Below are 19,417 nucleotides of genomic sequence, written 5' to 3'. Positions count from 1 at the left end.
ATCGCCGCCATGCCCCGCAACCGCCGCCGCACCCGCCGTCCCCTTCGCCTGCTGCTGCTCAGCGTGGCGATCTCGGCCGCCCTGGTCGGCCGCAGCCAGGCGCAGAGCAGTCCGTTCGTGCGCCGCGGCGCCGATCCGGGCGCGCAGGCGGCCGCCGCCGCGCAGCAACAAGGATTGCAGTCGGCGGCGGCGAGCAAGCTGGCGCAGACCTCGCTGCAGGCGTTCCAGCGCGCCGCGCAGGCGCGCCAGGCCCTGGACGCGACCCAGGCCGCCGCGCGCGCCGCGGCGCAGGCCGCGCAAGCCGGCATGGTCCCCGATGGCCTGGGCAAGGGCGGCCTGCAGTTGCCCGACGGCGCCATCATCGATCCCGGCGCGGTGCGCAGCGACGATCCGCGCCTGGGCCAGCGCAACGTGTGGCTGGGCGCGCGCGCGCCGACCCAACAGGTGGTCGGCGGCACCACCCAGGTCACCATCCAGCAGACCCAGAAGAAGGCGATCCTCAACTGGGAGACGTTCAACGTCGGCAGCCGCACCGTGCTGCAGTTCGACCAGTCGGCCGGCGGCAGCGACGCGGCGCAGTGGATCGCGCTGAACCGGGTCAACGACCCGAGCGCGGCGCCGAGCAGGATCCTGGGCAGCATCCAGGCGCCGGGCCAGGTCTACCTGCTCAACCGCAACGGCGTGCTGTTCGGCGGCGCCAGCCAGGTCAACGTGCATTCGCTGCTGGTGTCGTCGCTGGACCTGTTCGACGCCAACCGCGCGCTCAGCGACCAGACCTTCCTGGCCCGCGGCCTGTTCGGCGCAACCGGGCAGAGCGGCACGGTGCTGACCGGGCTGGACAGCATGGCCGCCGGGCAGACCCCGGGCGACATCCGCATCGACAGCGGCGCGCGCATCGCCAGCGGCAGCCAGGGCTATACCCTGATCGCCGCGCCGAACGTCAGCAACGCCGGCACGGTGACCGCGCAGGACGGGCAGGCGATGCTGGCGGCGGTGCTGGGCCTGCGTCAGTCGCAGGAATTGCAGCAGCTGCTGGGGACCAGCAGCGGCAACAGCATGCCGCTGGGCTTCAGCGGCTTCTTCTCGCCGACCGGCGACCGCTCCGCGATCGGCACGCTGGACAACAGCGGCATCGTCGCCGCCACCCGCGGCAACGCGACCCTGGCCGGCTACAGCGTGCAGCAGCGCGGCCTGGTCCAGGCCAGCACCAGCATCAGCCGCCCGGGCAGCGCGATGCTGCTGGCGATCAACCAGGAGGCCCTGGTCGGCGGCGACGCGCTGGCCAACTACCGGGGCGGGGCGCTGGAGCTGGCGCCCGGCTCGGTCACCGCCATCCTGCCCGAGCACGATGGCGAGACCACCACCTCCAGCAACGCCGCCGACCTGGCCTTCGTCGGCCCGACGATGGTCCTGGCCGGCGCCCAGGTGCAGTTGCGCGATCAGTCGCTCACCTTCGCCCCGGGCGGTACCGTGAACCTGATCGGCCTGGGCAGCGAGACCAGCCGGCTGCAGGGGCGTGCCCAGCTCAACAACCGGCTGCTGATCGACAGCGGCGCGCGGCTCGACGTGTCCGGCATCGCCGATGTGCAACAGGCAATGAGCAGCAACCTGGTGCAGATCCCGCGCGTGGGCCAGAACGAACTGGCCGATGCGCCGCTGCAGCGCGACGGCGCGCTGTTCCGCCAGGCGCTGCAGTTCGATCGCCGCGCCAGCGGCGTGCGCGAGGACGGCCAGGCCTGGGTCGGCAGCCCGCTGCTCAACGCGCAGGGCTACGTCGACCAGGTGCCGCGCACGATCGACGAGATGCTGCTCGACGGCGGCACCATCAACATCGGCGCGCGCGACCTGGTGATCGCGCCCGGCGCGCAGGTGAACATGGATGGCGGCTACGTGCACATGCTCGGCGGCATGGTCGAGACGCCGCGCCTGCTCGGCGCCGACGGCCGCCTGTACGACCTGGCCAGCGCCGATCCGTCGCTGCGCTACCTGGGCGTGGCCGGCACGCAGACCGTCGCGCACATCCGCTGGGGCGTGAGCGAACAGTTCGCCAACCCGCTGCTGGGCAGCCGCCGCTATTACGAGAGCGATTATCTGCAGGGCGGCGATGCCGGTGCGCTGAACATCGAACTCGGCCGCCATGCCAGCGGCAGCGGCCAGCAACCGGGCGTGGCGCTGCTCGCCGGCGACCTGTCCGCGCAGGCGCTCGCCGGGCGCTACCAGATCGCCAACGGCACCCTGCCGCAGGGCGGCGCGCTGCGCATCGACAGCGATGTGGGCCTGTACAACGCGACGATCGGCCTGTCGGTCAACGGCGACATCGGCCGCGAGCAACGCAGCTGGCGCATCGTCGACGACGCCACGGCGCTGCCGCAGGGGCTGACGCTCGAGACGCGCGCCGATGCGCTGCCGGGCAGCGCGGCCCCGGCGCAGGACCGCGACAATCCGCTGTTCTGGTCGCAGCTGTCCACGCGCATGGTGAACGGCAGCGGATTGCAGACGCTGGCGATCGGCAACGCGCCGGTGATCGAGGTCGCCGCCGGCGCGGCGCTGCAGGTCGCCGACGGCGGCACGATGTCGCTGCAGGCGCAGCGCCTGGAGATCGACGGCACGCTGACCGCGCATGCCGGCAAGATCGCGCTGCAGAGCAGCGGCGGCTTCGCCTACGCGCAGGATCCGCGGCAAGCCGGCAACACCCAGCAGTCGCTCGGCCACGGCGACCTGCTGCTCGGTGCGGACGCACGGCTGGACGTGAGCGGGCGCTGGATCAACGACGACCGCCGCTTCGGCACCGAAGCGCAGGGCAGCGCCTTCGTCGATGGCGGCAGCATCGCCCTCGACGCGCTGCAGGCCCGGCTCACCGACGCGGCCACCGGCCAGAACAGCGACCAGAGCGCCTCGCTGCTGATCGCGACCGGCGCCGTGCTCGACGCCTCCGGCGGCGGCTACGTCGATGCCGACGGCGCGCTGGCGATGCGCGACGGCCGGCCGCTCGGCCATGGCGGCGACATCGCGCTGCATACCTACGTGCGTCCGTCCAACGAGAATCCCGGCGCGCCCACCTACACCGCCGACCTGCCGGTGGCCGCCGGCGCCGGGCTGCTGCAGTTCGACCCGGCCAGCCTGCGCGCGGACAACTTCGCCGGCGGCGGCACGCTGAGCCTGCGCGCCTTCGGCGTGCAGATCGGCGGCAGCGCGCCGGGCGATGCGCGCGTACTGCACCTGGATGCGGGTTTCTTTGCCGACAACAGCTTCGGCGGCTACGACCTGGCCGCAGAACAGGACGCCACCATTGTCGCCGGCACCGAGCTGCGGGTGAGCCAGCGCAACCTGCTCCCGAACCTGCAGGCGCTGCGCGGCGCCGCCAGCGGCAGTGCGGTGGTCGCCGGCGCGGCGCAGGCCGGCGGCAACGGCTACGCCACGCTCGGCCAACTGGATCCGTTCTACCGCCCCGCCACCGATTTCGCGCTGCGCGGCGGCGATTTTCTCGGCCGCGTCGCCGGCGATCCCAGCCTGAGCGGCGCCAGCGGCCGCGTGCTGCTCGACGCAGGCGCGCAGCTGCTGCTGGATCCGGGCGCCAACGTGCGCATCGGCGGGCGCGGCCAGGTCGCGATACTGGGCGGCATCCAGGCGCAGGGCGGCAGCATCGCCGTGTCCGGCGACACCTCGGCCAGCTACGGCCTGTCCGCGGCGCCGGCGGTGGACCGCGGCCAGGCCCATGCGGCGCCGGGCAAGGCGGTATGGCTGGGCGCCGACAGCCGCCTGGACGTCTCCGGCATCGCCCTGCTCGACCCGCAGGCCGCCCTGCAACCCGGCGCCAGCGGCCTGCTGCGGCCACGCAGCGGGCGCGTGCTCGACGGCGGCCACATCACCCTCAGCAACGACAGCGGCGCGATCGTGGTCGCCGCCGGCGCGCAGCTGGACCTGTCCGGCACCAGCGCCGTGCTCGACCTGCCCAGCGGCAACGCCCTCATCGGCGGCGGCGACACGCTGCAGGCGCAGACCGTGGGCAGCGCCGGCGGACGCCTGGACCTGGCCGCCAGCACCGGCCTGTATTTCGACGGCAGCATCCGCGCCGGCGGCGGCAGCGCGCAGGACCGCGGCGGTACCCTGGCGCTGCTGCCGCTGAAGCTGGCCGAAGGCAGCAACCAACTGCTCGCCGGTCCCAGCGGCGTGATCTTCACCCAGCACGACAGCCGCCTGCCGCAGGGCGCGCAGCCGGATGCGCCGTTGCCCGGCGCCACCGCCACGCCCGGCCCGCTGTACTTCGCCGCCGACCGCCTGCACGGCAGCGGCATCGACACCCTGCTGGTCGGCGACCAGGCGCCGACCGGCAACTTGCGTGCGCAGGTGCCGGTCGGTTTCGCCGGCGACGTCGACCTGTCGCTGTCGCGCGCGCTGCTGTTCAACGCGCCGCGCTACGCGCTGCTGGCGGAGGACGCGACCGGGTTCGGCAGCCTCGCCGACAGTGGCCAGGTCAGCCTGAGCGCCGCCTACGTCGGCCTCAACGGCTGGCAGTCGCCGACCAGCCCGGCGGCCGTGCTGGCCGAACCGCAGGCGCCCGGCGCGACCACGCTGACGGTGAACGCCGCACAGATCGATCTCGGCGGCCAGTTCGCGCTGGACGGCGTCGGCGAGGCACGCCTGTCCAGCAGCGGCGCGCTGCGTTTCCACACGCCCGCCGCCTATGCCTACCTGCTCGACGCCAACGGCATCGCCACGCCGCGCGCCGGCGAACTGCTGACCGCCGGCAATCTGACGTTCAACGCCGCGCAGCTGTATCCGGCCAGCGGCGAGACCTTCCTGGTGCGCGCGCTCGGCGCATTGGGCAGCGACGGCAGCCGCGCCGACACCCGCATCCGCATCGAGGCGCAGGGCGAGCTGCCGGCGCTGCCGCTGTCGGCCGGCGGCACGCTGGCGCTGGATGCGACCCGCATCGCCCAGGACGGACGCCTGCGCGCGCCGAGCGGGCAGTTGCTGCTCGGGGTCGGCGCGCTCGACGACGCGGCCGCGCGCGCGGTGTTCGGCAATCGCACGTTGACCCCGACCCTGGAGGTCAGCCTCGGCGCCGGCAGCCTCACCTCGGTGTCGCTGGAAGGCGCGACCTTGCCGTACGGCAGCACCGTGGACGGCGCGCAATGGCGCTACGACGGCAGCGCGCAAGGCAGCAGCACCGCGCTGAGCGCGCCGCCGCAGAAGCAGATCCGGCTGGACGCCGACAGCGTCGCGCTGGCGCCCGGCGCGCGCGTGGACCTGTCCGGCGGCGGCGACCTGCAGGCCAGCGAATGGGTGCCCGGCACCGGCGGCAGCCGCGACCTGCTGTCCTCGACCAACACCAGCTATGCCAGCGGCAGCGCCACCCAGGTCCCGCTGTACGCGGACGGCCGCACCGTCTACGCGATCGTGCCCGGGGTACAGGCGCCGGTCGCCGCCAGCGACGCGGCGTTCGAGCAGAAGGGCGGCACGCCCGCGCTCGGCAGCGCCGTGCATCTGAGCGGCGTGCCCGGCCTGGCCGACGGCGACTACACGCTGCTGCCGGCCAAGTACGCCACCCTGCCCGGCGCCTACCGGGTGGTCGCGCGCAGCGGCAGCGCCGACGCCACCGCCGCGCAGAACCTGGTCGCGGCCGACGGCACCGCGGTGGTCGCCGGCTACCTGGTCGATACCCTGAGCGGCACCCGCAGCGCGCGCAGCCAGCTGTTCGAGGTGCAGTCGGCGGCGACCTGGGGCCTGTACTCGGAATACACCCGCACCGGCGCCAATGCGTTCTTCGCCGCACAGGCGGCCAGCCAGGGCAACGCGACGCCGCAACTGCCGCGCGACGGTGGGCAACTGGTCCTGGCCGCCGGCGACGCGCTGCGCCTGGGCGCGACGCTGAACACCGCCGCGGCCAGCGGCGGCAACGCCGCGCAGATCGACATCGCCGCGCACGCGCTGCAGGTGCTCGGCGCCGGCCAGACCGCCACGGCCGGCTACGTCGGCGTGGAGGCGAGCGCGCTCAATGCGATGAACGCCGGCAGCCTGCTGCTCGGCGGCACCCGCGAGCAGAGCGCCGACGGCACGCGCCTGCATGTGAGCGCGCAGCGCCTGCGGGTCAGCAACGATGCCGGCAGCGCGCTGCGCGCGCCGGAACTGCTGCTGGCCGCTGCCGGCGACGCCACCGATGCCGACAGCGGCGTGCGCGTGGACGCCGGCAGCGTGCTGCAGGCGCAGGGCGGCAGCGGCGATCGCGCGGCCACGACGCTGCTGATCGGCGAGGACGGCGGCGACAGCGGCGACAGTGCGCTGCTGCGCCTGTCCAGCCTCGGCGCGGCCACGATCGTGCGCGACAACGTGCCGGACGCGGCGCAGGCGCGCGCGCGGCTGCAGGTCGGCAGCGGTGCGCTGCTCGATGGCGGCGCGGCGCTGAGCCTGGATTCCACCGGCGACAGCGCGATCGACGCCGGCGCGCTGCTGCGCGGCCAGCGCATCGACGCCAGCGCCGGGCACGTGCGGCTGGACGCACAGGCGGCCAGCGGCGAGGCCGACGGCCTGGTGCTGGGCGCCGGCAGCCTGGCCCAGTTCGCGCAGGCGAAACAGGTCAACCTGCACAGCTACGGCGACATGCAACTGGCCGGCGGCCTGGACCTGCGCGTGAGCAATGCGCTCACCCTCAGCGCCGGCCGCTTCGTCGGCGACGGCGGCGACGTCGCCCTGCGCGCGGACCAGCTGACCCTGTCCAACCAGGGCGCCGGCGCGGCACCGGCCGACAGCGTGGCCGGCGGCGGCCTGCTGCACCTGCAGGGGCGCGAGGTCGCCTTCGCCGGCGGCGACAAGCAGCTGACCGGGTTCGGCGCGGTCGCGGTGGATGCGGCGCAGACGCTGTACGTGCGCGACCGCGGCCAGTTCGATTTCGGCACGCGCGACGTGGACCTGCGCACGCCGCTGCTGCTGGCCGACGCCGGCGCCGACCAGACCCTGCTCACCGGCGGCGCGCTGCGCCTGCAACGCAGCGCGGGCAGCGCCAGCGCCGCGCAGCCGCTGGGCGGGCGGGTCAGCCTGGTCGCCGCCAGCATCGACAGCGACGGGCTGATCCGCGCCAATTCCGGCGCCATCGCGCTGCACAGTACCGAAGGCGCGGTGCGCCTGCACGATGGCGCCACGCTGGACGCGTCCGGTGTGGCCAGCACGTTCTTCGACACCACCAAGCCGACCCAAGGCGGCACGGTCACGCTGCAGGCCAGCGCCGGCGACGTGCTCGCCGATGCCTCCACCCGCCTCGTCGTGTCGGCCGTGGGCAATGCCGATGCCGGCAGCGTCAACCTGGCGGCGGCGCAGGGCCGGGTGACCCTGCCCGGCACCCTCGACGGCCACGCCGCGCAGGGCCGCGGCGGCCGCTTCCTGCTCGACTCGGGCAGCGCGATCGCGCTGGATCCGCTCGCGGCGCAACTGGCCGGCGGCGGCTTCGACGGCGCCATCGACCTGCACGCGCGCAGCGGCAACCTGCTGCTGTCGGCCGGCAACACGCTGCGCGCCGACGCGGTGACCCTGACCGCCGACGGCGGCGCCGACGCCAGCGGCCGCGATGCGGCGAACGGCAACATCGGCATCGCCGGCAGCATCGACGCCTCCGGCACGCAGGGCGGCAGCATCGCGCTGTGGGGCCGCCACGGCGTGGCGATCGACGGCCAGCTGCTGGCCCGCGGCAGCGCCGCCGACACGCGCGGCGGCACGATCACGCTGGGCAGCAGCGGCCGCGACGACGGCACCCTCAACGCCGACTACGGCTACCAGAACGTGCAGGCCGGCGCGGCCGGCACCATCGCGATCGGCGCAGGGGCGGTGCTGGATGTCTCCGGCGGCAGCGCCGGCGGCCTGTCCGGCGGCAGCGTGGAGATCCGCACGCCCCTGCTCGCCGATGGCGAGGTCAACGTGACCGTGGCCAACGGCGCCAGCGTGCGCGGCGCGCGCGAAGTGGGCCTGGAAGCCTACGCGGTGTGGAGCACCACCGACGCCAGCACCGATCCGCTCAAGCACTTCGACGGCATCATCGATCCGGCCGGCTGGTACGACGCGCAGGGCGCATTGCTGGCCGGCAGCTGGTCGGACCTGGCCGGCAACGCGCTGGCCGCGCCGACCACGCCGGCGCAGATCGCCGATTACCTCAGCCGCTACGTGTTCGTTCCCGACAGCGCCAACGCCGCGCATCGCCAGTTCTACGGCTATGCCGACGACAGCGCCGGCACCCCCGGCACGCTGATGGGGTTCGTGCAACGCCCCGGCTTCGCATTCGAGGCGCGCCTGGGCAACCTGCCCAACCTGCGCGCGCGCCCCGGCATCGAGCTGCGCAATCCGGATCCGGCCATCAACGGCGGCGAGATCCGGGTGATGAGCAACTGGAACCTCGGCTCCGGCGCCAACCGCGACCAGCTGGACTTCCGCTACAACGGCAACGCGCCGGCGCTGACCCTGCGCGCCGAGGGCGGCGTGACCATCAAGGCCAGCCTCAGCGACGGCTTCTACCAGCTGCGCAACCCGTTCGGCGGCGGCGGCCCGCAGGGCACCTACAGCGGCGCGGCCAACGCCTACCAGGCACTGCTCGACAACGCTTTCAACAACGCCTTCATCAGCATCGACGGCCTGCTGCCGGCGCCGTCGTCCGACCCCGGCGACCCCGCCGAAGCCGCGCAGTACTACGGGCAATACCTGCAGTTGCTGGACATGCTGCAGCAGCCGCACGACCTCGGCGGCCTGCCGATGAGCCTGCTGGAAGGCGTGATCTACAGCTATTCGCCGGACAACGGCTACCCGGTCCAGGACTACCCCGACCAGCCGGAGGCGCCGCGCGCGCCGACCTCGCCCGCCGACTATTCCACCTACCTGGCCAGCTACCAGAGCTACCTGCTCGCCATGTTCGCGTACAACACCGAGCTGTCCAACGCCGGCGTGTTCGGCCTGGCCACCCTGGCCCTGCCCGCCGCGCCGGTGCTCGGGCCGCTGCTGCCGGCGGCCACCCACAACACCCCGTCGCTGCAGGCCAACGCCGACAATCCGCTGCCGCTCGCCACCACCAGCCTGATCGGCGGCGACAGCAGCCGCTACCGCATCGTCGCCGGCGCCGATTTCGCCAGCATCCGCCCCGACGCGCTGCGCGCCGGCAGCGACGCCGACGTGGTGCTCGACGGCCACCAGCGCTACCAGGAAAGCGGCAAGAAGGACGTGCTGCTGCCGACCGTGGTGCGCACCGGCACCGGCAGCATCCAGATCGCCGCCGCGCGCGACCTGCGCTTCGCCGATGCCGACGCGCCGGCCAGCATCTACAGCGCCGGCCAGCCCGCCGCCGGCAGCGAGGCCGACAGCGACATCCGCATCGTGCGCAGCGACGCCGCCAGCCGCAGCGCCGACCAGGTGGTCAGCGCGCAGGCCAACGCCGAAGCCGCCGGCGACCTGCTGCTGCAGGCCGGGCGCGACATCCTCGGCAACCGCCAGGTGTTCGATCGCGACGGCAGCCGCACCGGCGTGGCCGGCAACTACGTCGGCCAGTCCTGGTGGCAGTGGTTGCAGGTGGGCAATCCGACCGGTGCCGACGGCGTCACCCCCAGCGCCGGGCTGATCAACTACGGCGGCTTCGCCCAGGGCGTGCTCAGCAGCGGCGGCGACGTCGCGGTGCAGGCCGGGCGCGACATCCGCGAACTGTCGGTATCGCTGCCGACCAGCTACCGGCTGACCGCGCAGGGCCGCCAGACCTATGGCGGCGGCGACCTGCAGGTGGACGCCGGACGCGACGTGCTCGGCGGCGACTACTTCGTCGCCCGCGGGCAGGGCCGCCTGGACGCCGGCGGCAAGCTGGGCAGCGCGTTCACGCTGAGCGGCGAAGGCTACAGCGGATCGGCCACGCCGCTGCAGGTGAGCAGCGCGGTCGACCCGGTGTTCGCGCTGCAGGACGGGCAATGGACGATCCACGCCGGCGGCGACGCGTCGCTCGGCGCCATCGTCAATCCCGGCTACGTGCTGTCCTCCGGCGGCGTCGCCGCATTGCTGGGCGACAGCACCCGCGCCAGCACCGACTACGGCAGCGCCTCGGCGATCGCCGTCGACAGCTTGAACGGCGATATCCGCCTCGGCACGCTCAAGCTGCCGGCGGTGCTGTTCGGCAACGGCGCGCGCGATGCGAGCCGCGGCAGCGACAGTCTCATCCTCAACGACGGCGTGTTCGACAACGTGCTGCCGGCGCGGGTGGAGGCGGTCGCCCACGCCGGCAGCCTGCAGTTCGAAACCGGCGGCCGCCTGTATCCGTCCGCGCAAGGGCAGCTCGAGGCGATGGCGCAGGGCGACATCCGCCTGTTCAACGACTCCCTGGTCGCCGGCAAGAGCAAGTTGCAACTGGCGATGCTGGACGAGACCGGCAACTACGACGGCAACGACAACCCGGCCGGCAGCGGCGTGCAACTCGGCCTGCACCAGCACGACACGCAACCGGTGCGCCTGTACAGCCGCGACGGCGACGTGGCCAGCGGCTATGCCGCCGACGGCTTCATGCTCAATCCGCTGACCCTGCAGTTGCCGAAACCGGCCGACATCCGCGCCGGGCGCGACATCGTCAATCTCGACCTGAGGGCGCAGAACTACCGGGCCTCGGACGTGACCCGGGTACAGGCCGGACGCGACATCTCCTACACCCCGATCCTGGGCGGGCCACGCGGGGACGACGCCATCCGCTGGGGCTGGATGGCGCTCGCCGGCCCGGGCACCTTCGAGGTGGAGGCCGGGCGCAATCTCGGTCCGTTGACCTCGGCCGAGGAGGCCATGAAAGGCCTGCAGGTCAACGTGATCAGTCGCGACGCCGGCGGCATCCGCACCACGTCCGGCGCGGACCTTGTCGTGCGCTACGGCGTGGCCAACGGCGAGGATGCCGATGCGCTGGCCGCGCTGTACCTGGACCCGGGCAGCGCGCAGAGCACCGCCACCTACCGGCAGTGGCTGCTCGCGTTCGTGCGCCAACACGCGCAGGACGCGTCCGCCTCCGCGCCGTCGGCGCAGCACGCCGCGGCCACGCAGGACACGCCGACGTCCGCCGAGGCGTGGCGCCAGTTCACCCAGCTGCCGAGCGCCACCCGGCGCCTGCTCAGCGAACGCGTGTTCCTGGACGTGCTCAAGCAGGTCGGCGAAGGCTACGCCAATCCCGCCAGCCCCGACTTCCAGAAATACGCGCGCGGCTATGCCGCGATCGAGGCCTTGTTCCCGTCACGCCTGGGCTATACCCGCAACAACCTGGAAGGCGGCGCCAACGGCGCGGCCGCGCGCAGCGCCACCGGCACCCTGGACATGCGCGGCTCCACCCTGCAGACCCAGGCCGGCGGCGACATCCGCATCCTCGGCCCGGGCGGCGGACTGCAGGTCGGCAGCGTGCTGGCGCCGCCGGTGGTGACCGATGCCCAGGGCAACGTGCTGATCGGTCCGGCGCAGCAGGGCATCCTGGCGATGGGGCAAGGCGACATCGGCGTGTTCACCGACGCCAGCGTGCTGCTGGCGCAGAGCCGCATCTTCACCCAGCGCGGCGGCGACCTGCTGCTGTGGAGTTCCAACGGCGACATCAACGCCGGCAAGGGCAGCAAGACCAGCGCCGAGCGCGCGCGGGCGCGCTACCTGTGCGACCAGGACCAGTACTGCGTGCTCGATGCCAGCGGCCAGGTCAGCGGCGCCGGCATCGCCACGCTGCGCCTGAGCGCGGACGATCCGCGCGGCAACGCCGTGCTGGTCGCTCCGCGCGGCACCGTCGATGCCGGCGATGCCGGCATCCGTGCCAGCGGCAACCTGATCGTGGCCTCGCAGTTCGTCGCCAATGCCGACAACATCCAGGTGCAGGGCGACACCGTCGGCGTCGGCACCGCGCGCAACGTCGATGGCGGCGCGTTGAGCGCCGCCTCCAACGCCGCCGCCGCGGTGACCGATGCGGTCGGCGACCTGGCGGCGCGCGGGACCTCCACGCCACGCGAAGCGCCGTCGGTCATCACCGTGCAGGTGCTCGGGTTCGGCGACTGCAAGGTGGACGATCCGCGCTGCCAGCCCGGTCCATGACACTGCGGCGACGTGGGCCGCGGCGGCGTTGCGGCGTCGCTGCGGCAAACGAAAACCGGCGCATTTCGTAGACACCGATTCGCGCCCGAGAAAATCATCGAGTTAATCGTTATTTTCCGGTCAATTCATCATGTCAGCGCGATAACAAGCGGGATATTTCAGACTGCGCATCACAGGTAAAGAAACGTTCCGACGAATGTCGCCGCATTATCATCTGCCCAGCGCAACCTTTCTCTGCGCCAGTCGATGGCGCCAGCACGCTACAGGTAAAGAATTCCCCCGGATCCATTCCGTCGTTTTCTCACCAAGGAGAGAGGCAAGTGCTCAATCTTCATTTCCCCCGTATCAGCGCGATCGCCGTTGCGATCGCGACCCTGTCCACCGGTTCGGCCATGGCGGCCGAGAACCTGTACGGCGGCGGCGCCACCTTCCCGGCGCAGCCGTATGTCGGCAACACCTACACCGGCGTGACCCCGAACGCGCGCCTGTCGACCAATGCCGGCAACACCGCGGGCAGCGGCTTCACCACCGCGACCCTGGGCACCGGCTCGGTGTTCCTGACCTACAGCAACGGCAGCACCAACAAGGTGTCGTATTGCCAGACCGGCAGCGGCTTCGGCAAGAACACCGTGGCCGGCAGCACCGCCGCCAACCAGGCCTGCCAGGACTTCAGCGTCTCGCCGCTGGGCCTGAGCGGCGCCGCTGCCGCTCCGGACTTCATCGGCACCGACGCGCCGTACAGCACCGCCGACTACAACGCGTTCCTGAGTGGCGGCAACGCCGCCAGCCGCGTCGGCATCGTCCAGGTCCCGACCCTGGCCGGCGCGATCGCGCTGCCGCAGAGCACCCCGACCACCAGCTTCAACCTGAGCGCCGCCCAGGTCTGCCAGATCTACTCGGGCCTGGTCAGCGACTGGAGCAGCGTGTCCGGCAGCGGCACCACCGGTCCGATCAAGATCGTCTACCGCACCGACGGCAGCGGCACCACCTTCGCCTTCACCAGCTACCTGGCGCGCACCTGCAACGGCACCAGCAACGTGCCGTCGGGCTTCGTGTTCAGCCCGAACCAGACCTTCAACTCGGCCCTGCCGGGCGGCACCAGCGGCGTGTACGGCTCGCGCGCGATCGGCGCCAGCGGCAACAACGGCGTGGTGACCTCGGTGCGCGTCACCAACAGCAACGCGCTGGGCTATGCCGACGTCGGCGAAGTGCTGCTGCAGTCGGCCCGCTACGTGACCGTGGCCGGCTTCGATCCGAAGAACTTCGGCAAGGATTCCAGCGGCAATCCGGCGCCGGTGACCCTGGCGGCGTCGGCGCTGCTGAGCGGCCGCGTGCTCGACGGCGCGACCGTCAACACCGTGCCGGGCAGCGGCACCACGGCGGTGAAGAACTGCGTGCGCCTGGTGAACCCGACCACCGCCATCACCAACGCCTACCCGATCGCGGCGATCACCTACCTGGCCGGCTTCACCAGCGGCAACGGCAGCGCCGCGCACATCCAGGCGGTCAAGGATCTGTTCAACATCTTCTACAACACCAGCACCCGCCCGGCGCTGCCGGATGGCTTCGCCTACCTGGGCGGCGTCACCGCCTCGGCGCAGAACACGGTCAACACCTGCGTGCAGTAACCGCAACGCTTCACGCCAGGATGGCGTTCGACCGGCGGGCAGCGATGCCCGCCGGTTTTCTGTTGCCTGGGCGTTGCATGCGACGCAGCGATCGCGATGGCGCGATGCGCTCCGCATCGCCGGATCCCATGGCGGACGCAGGCACGCGACCGTCGCCGCAGGCCTCGCCGGGCGAGATCGGCGGCGCCGGGAAGCAACGCGACCGCGCCGAGGGTCGCTACGCCGAAGCCTGCGGTTCCTGCCGATCGCCTAGAAGCTCCTCCAGCACCTGGATCGCGCCATCGATCCGCATCAGCGTCTGCTGCAGCTCGCTCCTGCGCGCATCCAGCTGCTGCAGCTGCGCATCGCCGGCGCGGCGACTGTCCTTCAACTCTTGCAATCGTTGCGCGACCGAATCGCGATCCATGGCGTGGCACCTGCGTGGAGTGGATGGCTACAGTAAAACAGGGTGCCCGGCCGCTGCGCAGCAGCCGCGACGGCGCAGGATCGCATCACGTGATCCGGATCGCCCCGGCGTGGGTCCCGGCCGCTGGCGCGCGACGGTATCGCTCAGGCTCAGGCATACAGCACGCCCGGCCGCCCCGCCTCGACGATCGCATGCGGCACGAAGCGCGCGCTGTCGCGGGTGATCGGGCCGTCGTCCTCGCGGATGCCGATGCCGCACGCGGCATCGCCGACGATCCAGCTGCCGACCATCGGATAGCGGCCGTCGAACGCCGGCAGCGGATGCGCCTGCTGCAGGATGCATGGCCCCTGGTAGGGACCGTCGCTCTGCAGCATGCGGCCGTCGGCCAGGTGCAGCGCGATGTTGGCGCCTTCGCGCGAATGCAGCGGCTTGCGCACCCAGCCCGGCGGCAGGGCGGCGCCGTCGTCGAACGCGGCCGGCAACAGGTTGGGATGGCCGCGGTGGCGCTCCCACAGCAGCGGCAGGATGCCCTTGTTGCTCAGCACCGCCTTCCACGGCGGCTCCAGCAGGCGCAGGCCCGAGCCCGGCAAGGCCTGGCCGAAGCGCTCGGCGAACAGGTCTTCCAGCGGATACAGCTTGAACAGCGCGCCGATCACCCCGTCGTCCAGGTCGGTGTAGCGGCCGTCCTCGGACAGGCCGATGTCCTCGATCGCGATCGCCTCGCCGTACAGCCCGGCCTGCGCCGCGCAGTCGCGCAGGTAGGCGACCGTGCCCTGGTCCTCTTCCGACTCGCGCACCGCGGCGAAATACAGCGGCGGCGGCAGCTGCGCCGCCAGCTCGGCGAAGCGCTCCACCAGCGTCTCGTGGATCGAGTTGAACTGGTCGGCATCCTGCGCCAGGCGGCCCTGCGCACGCTGGTCTTCCAGCCACTGCCATTGGAAGAACGCCGACTCGAACAGCGAGGTCGGCGTGTCGTAGTTCAGCTCGTACAGCTTGGCCGGGCCGTTGCCGTCGTAGGCCAGGTCCAGCCGCCCGTACAGATGCGGATCGCGGCGGCGCCAACTCTCGGCGATCCAGTCGCGGAACGCCGGCGGAATCGCCAGCCGCTGCATCAACGCCTCGCTGGCGACGATCTCCCCGACCAACCCCATCGCCATCTGGTGCAGCTCGGCGCTGGGATCCTCCAGGTCGCGCTCGATCTGGCGCAGGCTGAACGCGTAATAGGCGCGTTCGTCCCAATAGCGTTCGCCGCCGATGGTGTGGAAGCGGAAGCCGCACTCGGCGGCCTGCGCGCGCCAGTCGCCGCGTTCGACGATCGCGATGCGTTGCATGTGCTTGCCTTGGTTGCCGAGGCGCGGGACGCGGCGGTCAGCCGCCGACGCTGCCGCGCGCGCCGCTGGAGCTGCCGAAGCCGCCGCGGCTGACGGTGACCGCGCGGTTGGGCGTGGCGCCGATGTGGGTCATGGTCTGGTTGCCGCGCAGGCCCGTCGCCGCGCCCGCGCCGGCACCGGTGGCCGGACGCTGCCACTGGCTCTGCCGGTCCTGGTAGGCGGGCGCGGCGTTGAAGCCGGCCATGCGGTTGCCGTTGAGCATCTGCGACAGGAAGAACCCGGTCATCAGCGGGCCGATGAACGAATGCCCCTGGCTGTCGCGCTGCTCCACGCAGCGCTCGGCGGAATACTCCTGCGCGCACTGTTCGCGGCTGACGTACTTGGGCCCCTGGTCGGCCGACCGCTGCTGCGCCTGCTTGAACGCCTCGCGGCAGGTGGTGATGTCGTGGGTCTGCGCCGCGCAGGCTTCCACCGAGGTGTACAGCCCTTCCTGGGTCTTGGCCTCGCGCTCGCAGGCGGTGAACAGCAGCGGCGCGGTGCCCATCAGCAACAGCGCAGCCTTCTTGGATCGCTTCATCGGTTCCCTCCCGGACGACAGAACGGGATGATGCCTGGTTCCGGCCGGGGACGGAAATCGCCGGCAGCGCGCAGGCCCATTCATCCGCGACGCCACGGCGCCAGCCAGGCGTCGCAGCGACATGCGGCAAGCGCCGGTTCATCGCCGGCCAGGGCAGCCGAACGGGCCGCGTGATAACGTGGCGGATGGCCACGTGCGCGGCGCAAACGGTTGCGGATGCAACCCTTCGCGGCCGGCCGGGCCGACCGCTTCCGCCAGCACTCCGCCCGCCTTCCGACCGTACGACGCCCCCCCATGCCCGACTATCGCTCCAAGACCTCCACCCACGGCCGCAACATGGCCGGCGCGCGCGCGCTGTGGCGCGCCACCGGCATGCAGGACGCCGACTTCCACAAGCCGATCATCGCCATCGCCAACTCCTTCACCCAGTTCGTGCCCGGCCACGTGCACCTGAAGGACCTCGGCCAGCTGGTGGCGCGCGAGATCGAGCGGGTCGGCGGCGTGGCCAAGGAATTCGACACCATCGCCGTAGACGACGGCATCGCCATGGGCCACGACGGCATGCTGTACTCGCTGCCCAGCCGCGAGATCATCGCCGACTCGGTGGAGTACATGGTCAACGCGCACTGCGCCGACGCGCTGGTGTGCATCTCCAACTGCGACAAGATCACCCCCGGCATGCTGATGGCCGCATTGCGCCTCAACATCCCGACCGTGTTCGTGTCCGGCGGGCCGATGGAAGCGGGCAAGACCAAGCTCGCCGAGCACAACCTGGACCTGATCGACGCGATGGTGATCGCCGCCGACCCGACCGTCTCCGACGAAAAGGTCGCCGCGTTCGAACGCAGCGCCTGCCCCACCTGCGGCTCGTGCTCGGGCATGTTCACCGCCAACTCGATGAACTGCCTGACCGAGGCGCTGGGCCTGGCCCTGCCCGGCAACGGCACCGTGGTCGCCACCCACGCCGACCGCGAGCAACTGTTCCTCAAGGCCGGGCGTACCGCGGTGGAACTGTGCCACCGCTGGTACGGCGCCGAAGATCCGACCGCGCTGCCGCGCGGCATCGCCACCTTCGCAGCGTTCGAGAACGCGATGACCCTGGACATCGCGATGGGCGGCTCCACCAACACCATCCTGCACCTGCTCGCCGCCGCGCAGGAAGGCGAAGTGCCGTTCACCCTGCGCGACATCGACCGCCTGTCGCGGCATGTGCCGCAGCTGTGCAAGGTCGCGCCGAACATCCAGAAGTACCACATCGAGGACGTGCACCGTGCCGGCGGCATCGTCGCCATCCTCGGCGAACTGGCGCGCGGCGGCCTGCTGCACACCGACCAGGCCACCGTGCACGGCCGCACCCTCGCCGACGCCATCGCGCAATGGGACATCACCCAGACCGACGACGAGGCCGTGCACACGTTCTACAAGGCCGGCCCGGCCGGCATCCCGACCCAGATCGCCTTCAGCCAGGCCACGCGCTGGCCGACGCTGGACGCCGACCGCGAAGCCGGCTGCATCCGCGACGTCGCCCACGCCTACTCGCAGGAAGGCGGACTGGCGGTGCTGTACGGCAACATCGCCCTCGATGGCTGCGTGGTCAAGACCGCCGGCGTGGACGAATCGATCCACGTGTTCGAAGGCAACGCCAAGGTGTTCGAGAGCCAGGATTCGGCGGTCAAGGGCATCCTCGCCGACGAAGTGAAGGCCGGCGACGTGGTGGTGATCCGCTACGAAGGCCCCAAGGGCGGCCCCGGCATGCAGGAGATGCTGTACCCCACCTCGTACCTGAAGTCCAAGGGCCTGGGCAAGCAATGCGCGCTGCTCACCGACGGCCGCTTCTCCGGCGGCACCTCCGGCCTGTCGATCGGCCACGCTTCCCCGGAAGCGGCGGCCGGCGGCGCCATCGGCCTGGTCCGCGACGGCGACCGGATCCTGATCGACATCCCCAATCGCAGCATCAACCTGCTGGTCGACGACGCCGAACTGGCCGCCCGCCGCGCCGCGCAGGACGCGCAAGGCTGGAAGCCGGTCGAAGTACGCCCACGCAAGGTGACCACCGCGCTGAAGGCGTACGCACTGCTGGCGACCAGCGCGGACAAGGGCGCGGTGCGCGACAAGGCGATGTTGGACGGTTGAGACGTTGCCATGAAGACCGCAGATTTCCGCGCTCTCCATGGCGTCCCGGCACTGCACTGGGGGAGGAACTCTGGGTGGCCTCGGGCCAGCAATCCCGCCGCGTGACCACAAACGCCCACAGCCGGGTTGCTTTTCCTGACGCTAGCGTCGCTCGCCGCCGACGCCCAGCCCATCCAACGGACTGCGCACCGCAGACGCCCCCCGCCCCAGCACATGCGTATAGATCTGCCTGGTGGCCACATCCTTGTGGCCCAGCAGCTCCTGCACGGTGCGGATATCGTGGCCGGCCTCCAGCAGGTGGGTGGCGAAGGAATGGCGCAGCGTGTGACAGGTCGCAGGCTTGACGATGCCAGCCCGGCGCCGTGCCGCCCGCACTGCGCGCTGCAGGACTTCCTCGGACACGTGATGCCGGCCGACCCGACCACTGCGTGGATCCACCGACCGATGCGCGGCCGGGAACAGGTATTGCCAGCCCGACTCGACCTCGGCATTGGGGTACTTGCGTGCCAGCGCGTGCGGCAGATACGCCCGCCCCGCACCTTCGGCCAGATCCGCCGCGTGCAGCAGCAGCGCCCTGTCGCGTTGCCGCAGCAGCGCCTCGCGCAGGCGCGTTGGCAACGGCACACGTCGATCCTTGCCGCCCTTGCCGTCACGCACCACGATCTCACCGCGCCCCGGATCCATATCCTTGATCCGCAACCGCAGGCATTCCAGCAGCCGCATGCCGCTGCCGTAAAGCAGCCCGGCCATCATCCAGCAAGGCCCCTCCAGCGCGACCAACAAGCGCGCGACCTCCTCGGCCGAGAGCACCACCGGAATTCGCCGCGGCCGCTTGGCGCGCACCAGATTCTCCATCCAGGGCAACTCCACGCTCAGAACGTCGCGATAGAGAAACAGCAGCGCCGCCAGCGCCTGATTCTGCGTTCCGGCCGAGACCTGCCCCCGGGTCGCCAGATTGGTCAGGAACGCTTCGACCTCGGCCTGCCCCATCCGCACTGGATGCTGCTTGCCGTTGGCCAGGATGAAGCGCCGTATCCAGCCGACATACGTCTGCTCGGTGCGCAGGCTGTAGTGGCGAAGCCGCAGCCGACCACGGACCTGATCCAGCAGCTTGGGCGCCAGGCACGTCGTTACGCCTGCATCGTCACGGGTGTAACTCATACGCCTGCTCAACCGTCGGATAACGCAACCAGCATCGACGCCAAGACCATCGGTTGCCATCCGGCAAGTCATTGTTACGAAGTAGGAATTCCCCCTTCCCAGACTTCTGGCGTTAGCCGATACTTGG

7 protein-coding genes are annotated in these 19,417 nt (G+C 71.7%); 3 read left to right on the top strand and 4 right to left on the bottom strand.

What is annotated here, in order from left to right; all coding sequences use genetic code 11:
- Positions 1 to 9 precede the first annotated feature (9 nt).
- Positions 10 to 12,054: a filamentous haemagglutinin family protein gene (locus tag AB3X10_RS02085; protein WP_369978650.1), complete on the top strand. Its 12,045-nt coding sequence runs from the start codon at positions 10 to 12 to the stop codon at positions 12,052 to 12,054.
- A 320-nt stretch (positions 12,055 to 12,374) separates the two neighbouring features.
- A complete protein-coding gene (locus AB3X10_RS02080; protein WP_369978647.1) occupies positions 12,375 to 13,682 on the top strand; it encodes a PstS family phosphate ABC transporter substrate-binding protein in 1,308 nt (435 codons plus the stop codon).
- 217 nt (positions 13,683 to 13,899) lie between these two features.
- Here the strand turns inward: AB3X10_RS02080 and AB3X10_RS02075 are convergent, their stop codons facing one another.
- The 3 genes from AB3X10_RS02075 to AB3X10_RS02065 all read right to left on the bottom strand — a co-directional run bounded on the left by AB3X10_RS02075 (position 13,900) and on the right by AB3X10_RS02065 (position 15,996).
- The gene (locus AB3X10_RS02075; protein ID WP_369978645.1) at positions 13,900 to 14,088 is read right to left on the bottom strand and encodes a hypothetical protein; all 189 of its coding nucleotides are present in this window, start codon (positions 14,086 to 14,088) and stop codon (positions 13,900 to 13,902) included.
- 149 nt (positions 14,089 to 14,237) lie between these two features.
- Complete coding sequence (locus AB3X10_RS02070; protein WP_369978643.1) at positions 14,238 to 15,419, bottom strand: glutathionylspermidine synthase family protein; 1,182 nt, start codon at positions 15,417 to 15,419, stop codon at positions 14,238 to 14,240.
- A gap of 37 nt (positions 15,420 to 15,456) precedes the next feature.
- Positions 15,457 to 15,996, bottom strand: a complete 540-nt coding sequence (locus AB3X10_RS02065) for a DUF1190 domain-containing protein (RefSeq protein WP_369978641.1) — start codon at positions 15,994 to 15,996, stop codon at positions 15,457 to 15,459.
- Positions 15,997 to 16,290: 294 nt separating this feature from the next.
- Between AB3X10_RS02065 and ilvD the strand changes: the two genes are divergently transcribed.
- Positions 16,291 to 18,129, top strand: a complete 1,839-nt coding sequence (gene ilvD / locus AB3X10_RS02060) for a dihydroxy-acid dehydratase (RefSeq protein ID WP_369978639.1) — start codon at positions 16,291 to 16,293, stop codon at positions 18,127 to 18,129.
- Between the two features lie 141 nt (positions 18,130 to 18,270).
- On the opposite strand, the gene AB3X10_RS02055 is transcribed toward ilvD, so the two are convergent.
- On the bottom strand, positions 18,271 to 19,290 hold the full coding sequence (locus AB3X10_RS02055) for an integron integrase (protein ID WP_369978637.1): 1,020 nt from the start codon (positions 19,288 to 19,290) through the stop codon (positions 18,271 to 18,273).
- Between the last annotated feature and the right edge of the window lie 127 nt (positions 19,291 to 19,417).

Origin of the sequence: Xanthomonas sp. DAR 80977 (genome assembly GCF_041240605.1) — a bacterium.
Classification (GTDB): Bacteria; Pseudomonadota; Gammaproteobacteria; order Xanthomonadales; family Xanthomonadaceae; genus Xanthomonas_A; species Xanthomonas_A bundabergensis.
Note: the sequence above shows the minus strand (reverse complement) of the source record. Positions and strands in the feature narration are given on the sequence as shown.

Coding starts and splice junctions, on each gene's coding strand:
- AB3X10_RS02085 (WP_369978650.1), top strand. CDS start 10: ATGCCCCGCAACCGCCGCCGCACCCGCCGTCCCCTTCGCCTGCTGCTG.
- AB3X10_RS02075 (WP_369978645.1), bottom strand. CDS start 14,088: ATGGATCGCGATTCGGTCGCGCAACGATTGCAAGAGTTGAAGGACAGT.
- AB3X10_RS02070 (WP_369978643.1), bottom strand. CDS start 15,419: ATGCAACGCATCGCGATCGTCGAACGCGGCGACTGGCGCGCGCAGGCC.
- AB3X10_RS02065 (WP_369978641.1), bottom strand. CDS start 15,996: ATGAAGCGATCCAAGAAGGCTGCGCTGTTGCTGATGGGCACCGCGCCG.
- ilvD (WP_369978639.1), top strand. CDS start 16,291: ATGCCCGACTATCGCTCCAAGACCTCCACCCACGGCCGCAACATGGCC.
- AB3X10_RS02055 (WP_369978637.1), bottom strand. CDS start 19,290: ATGAGTTACACCCGTGACGATGCAGGCGTAACGACGTGCCTGGCGCCC.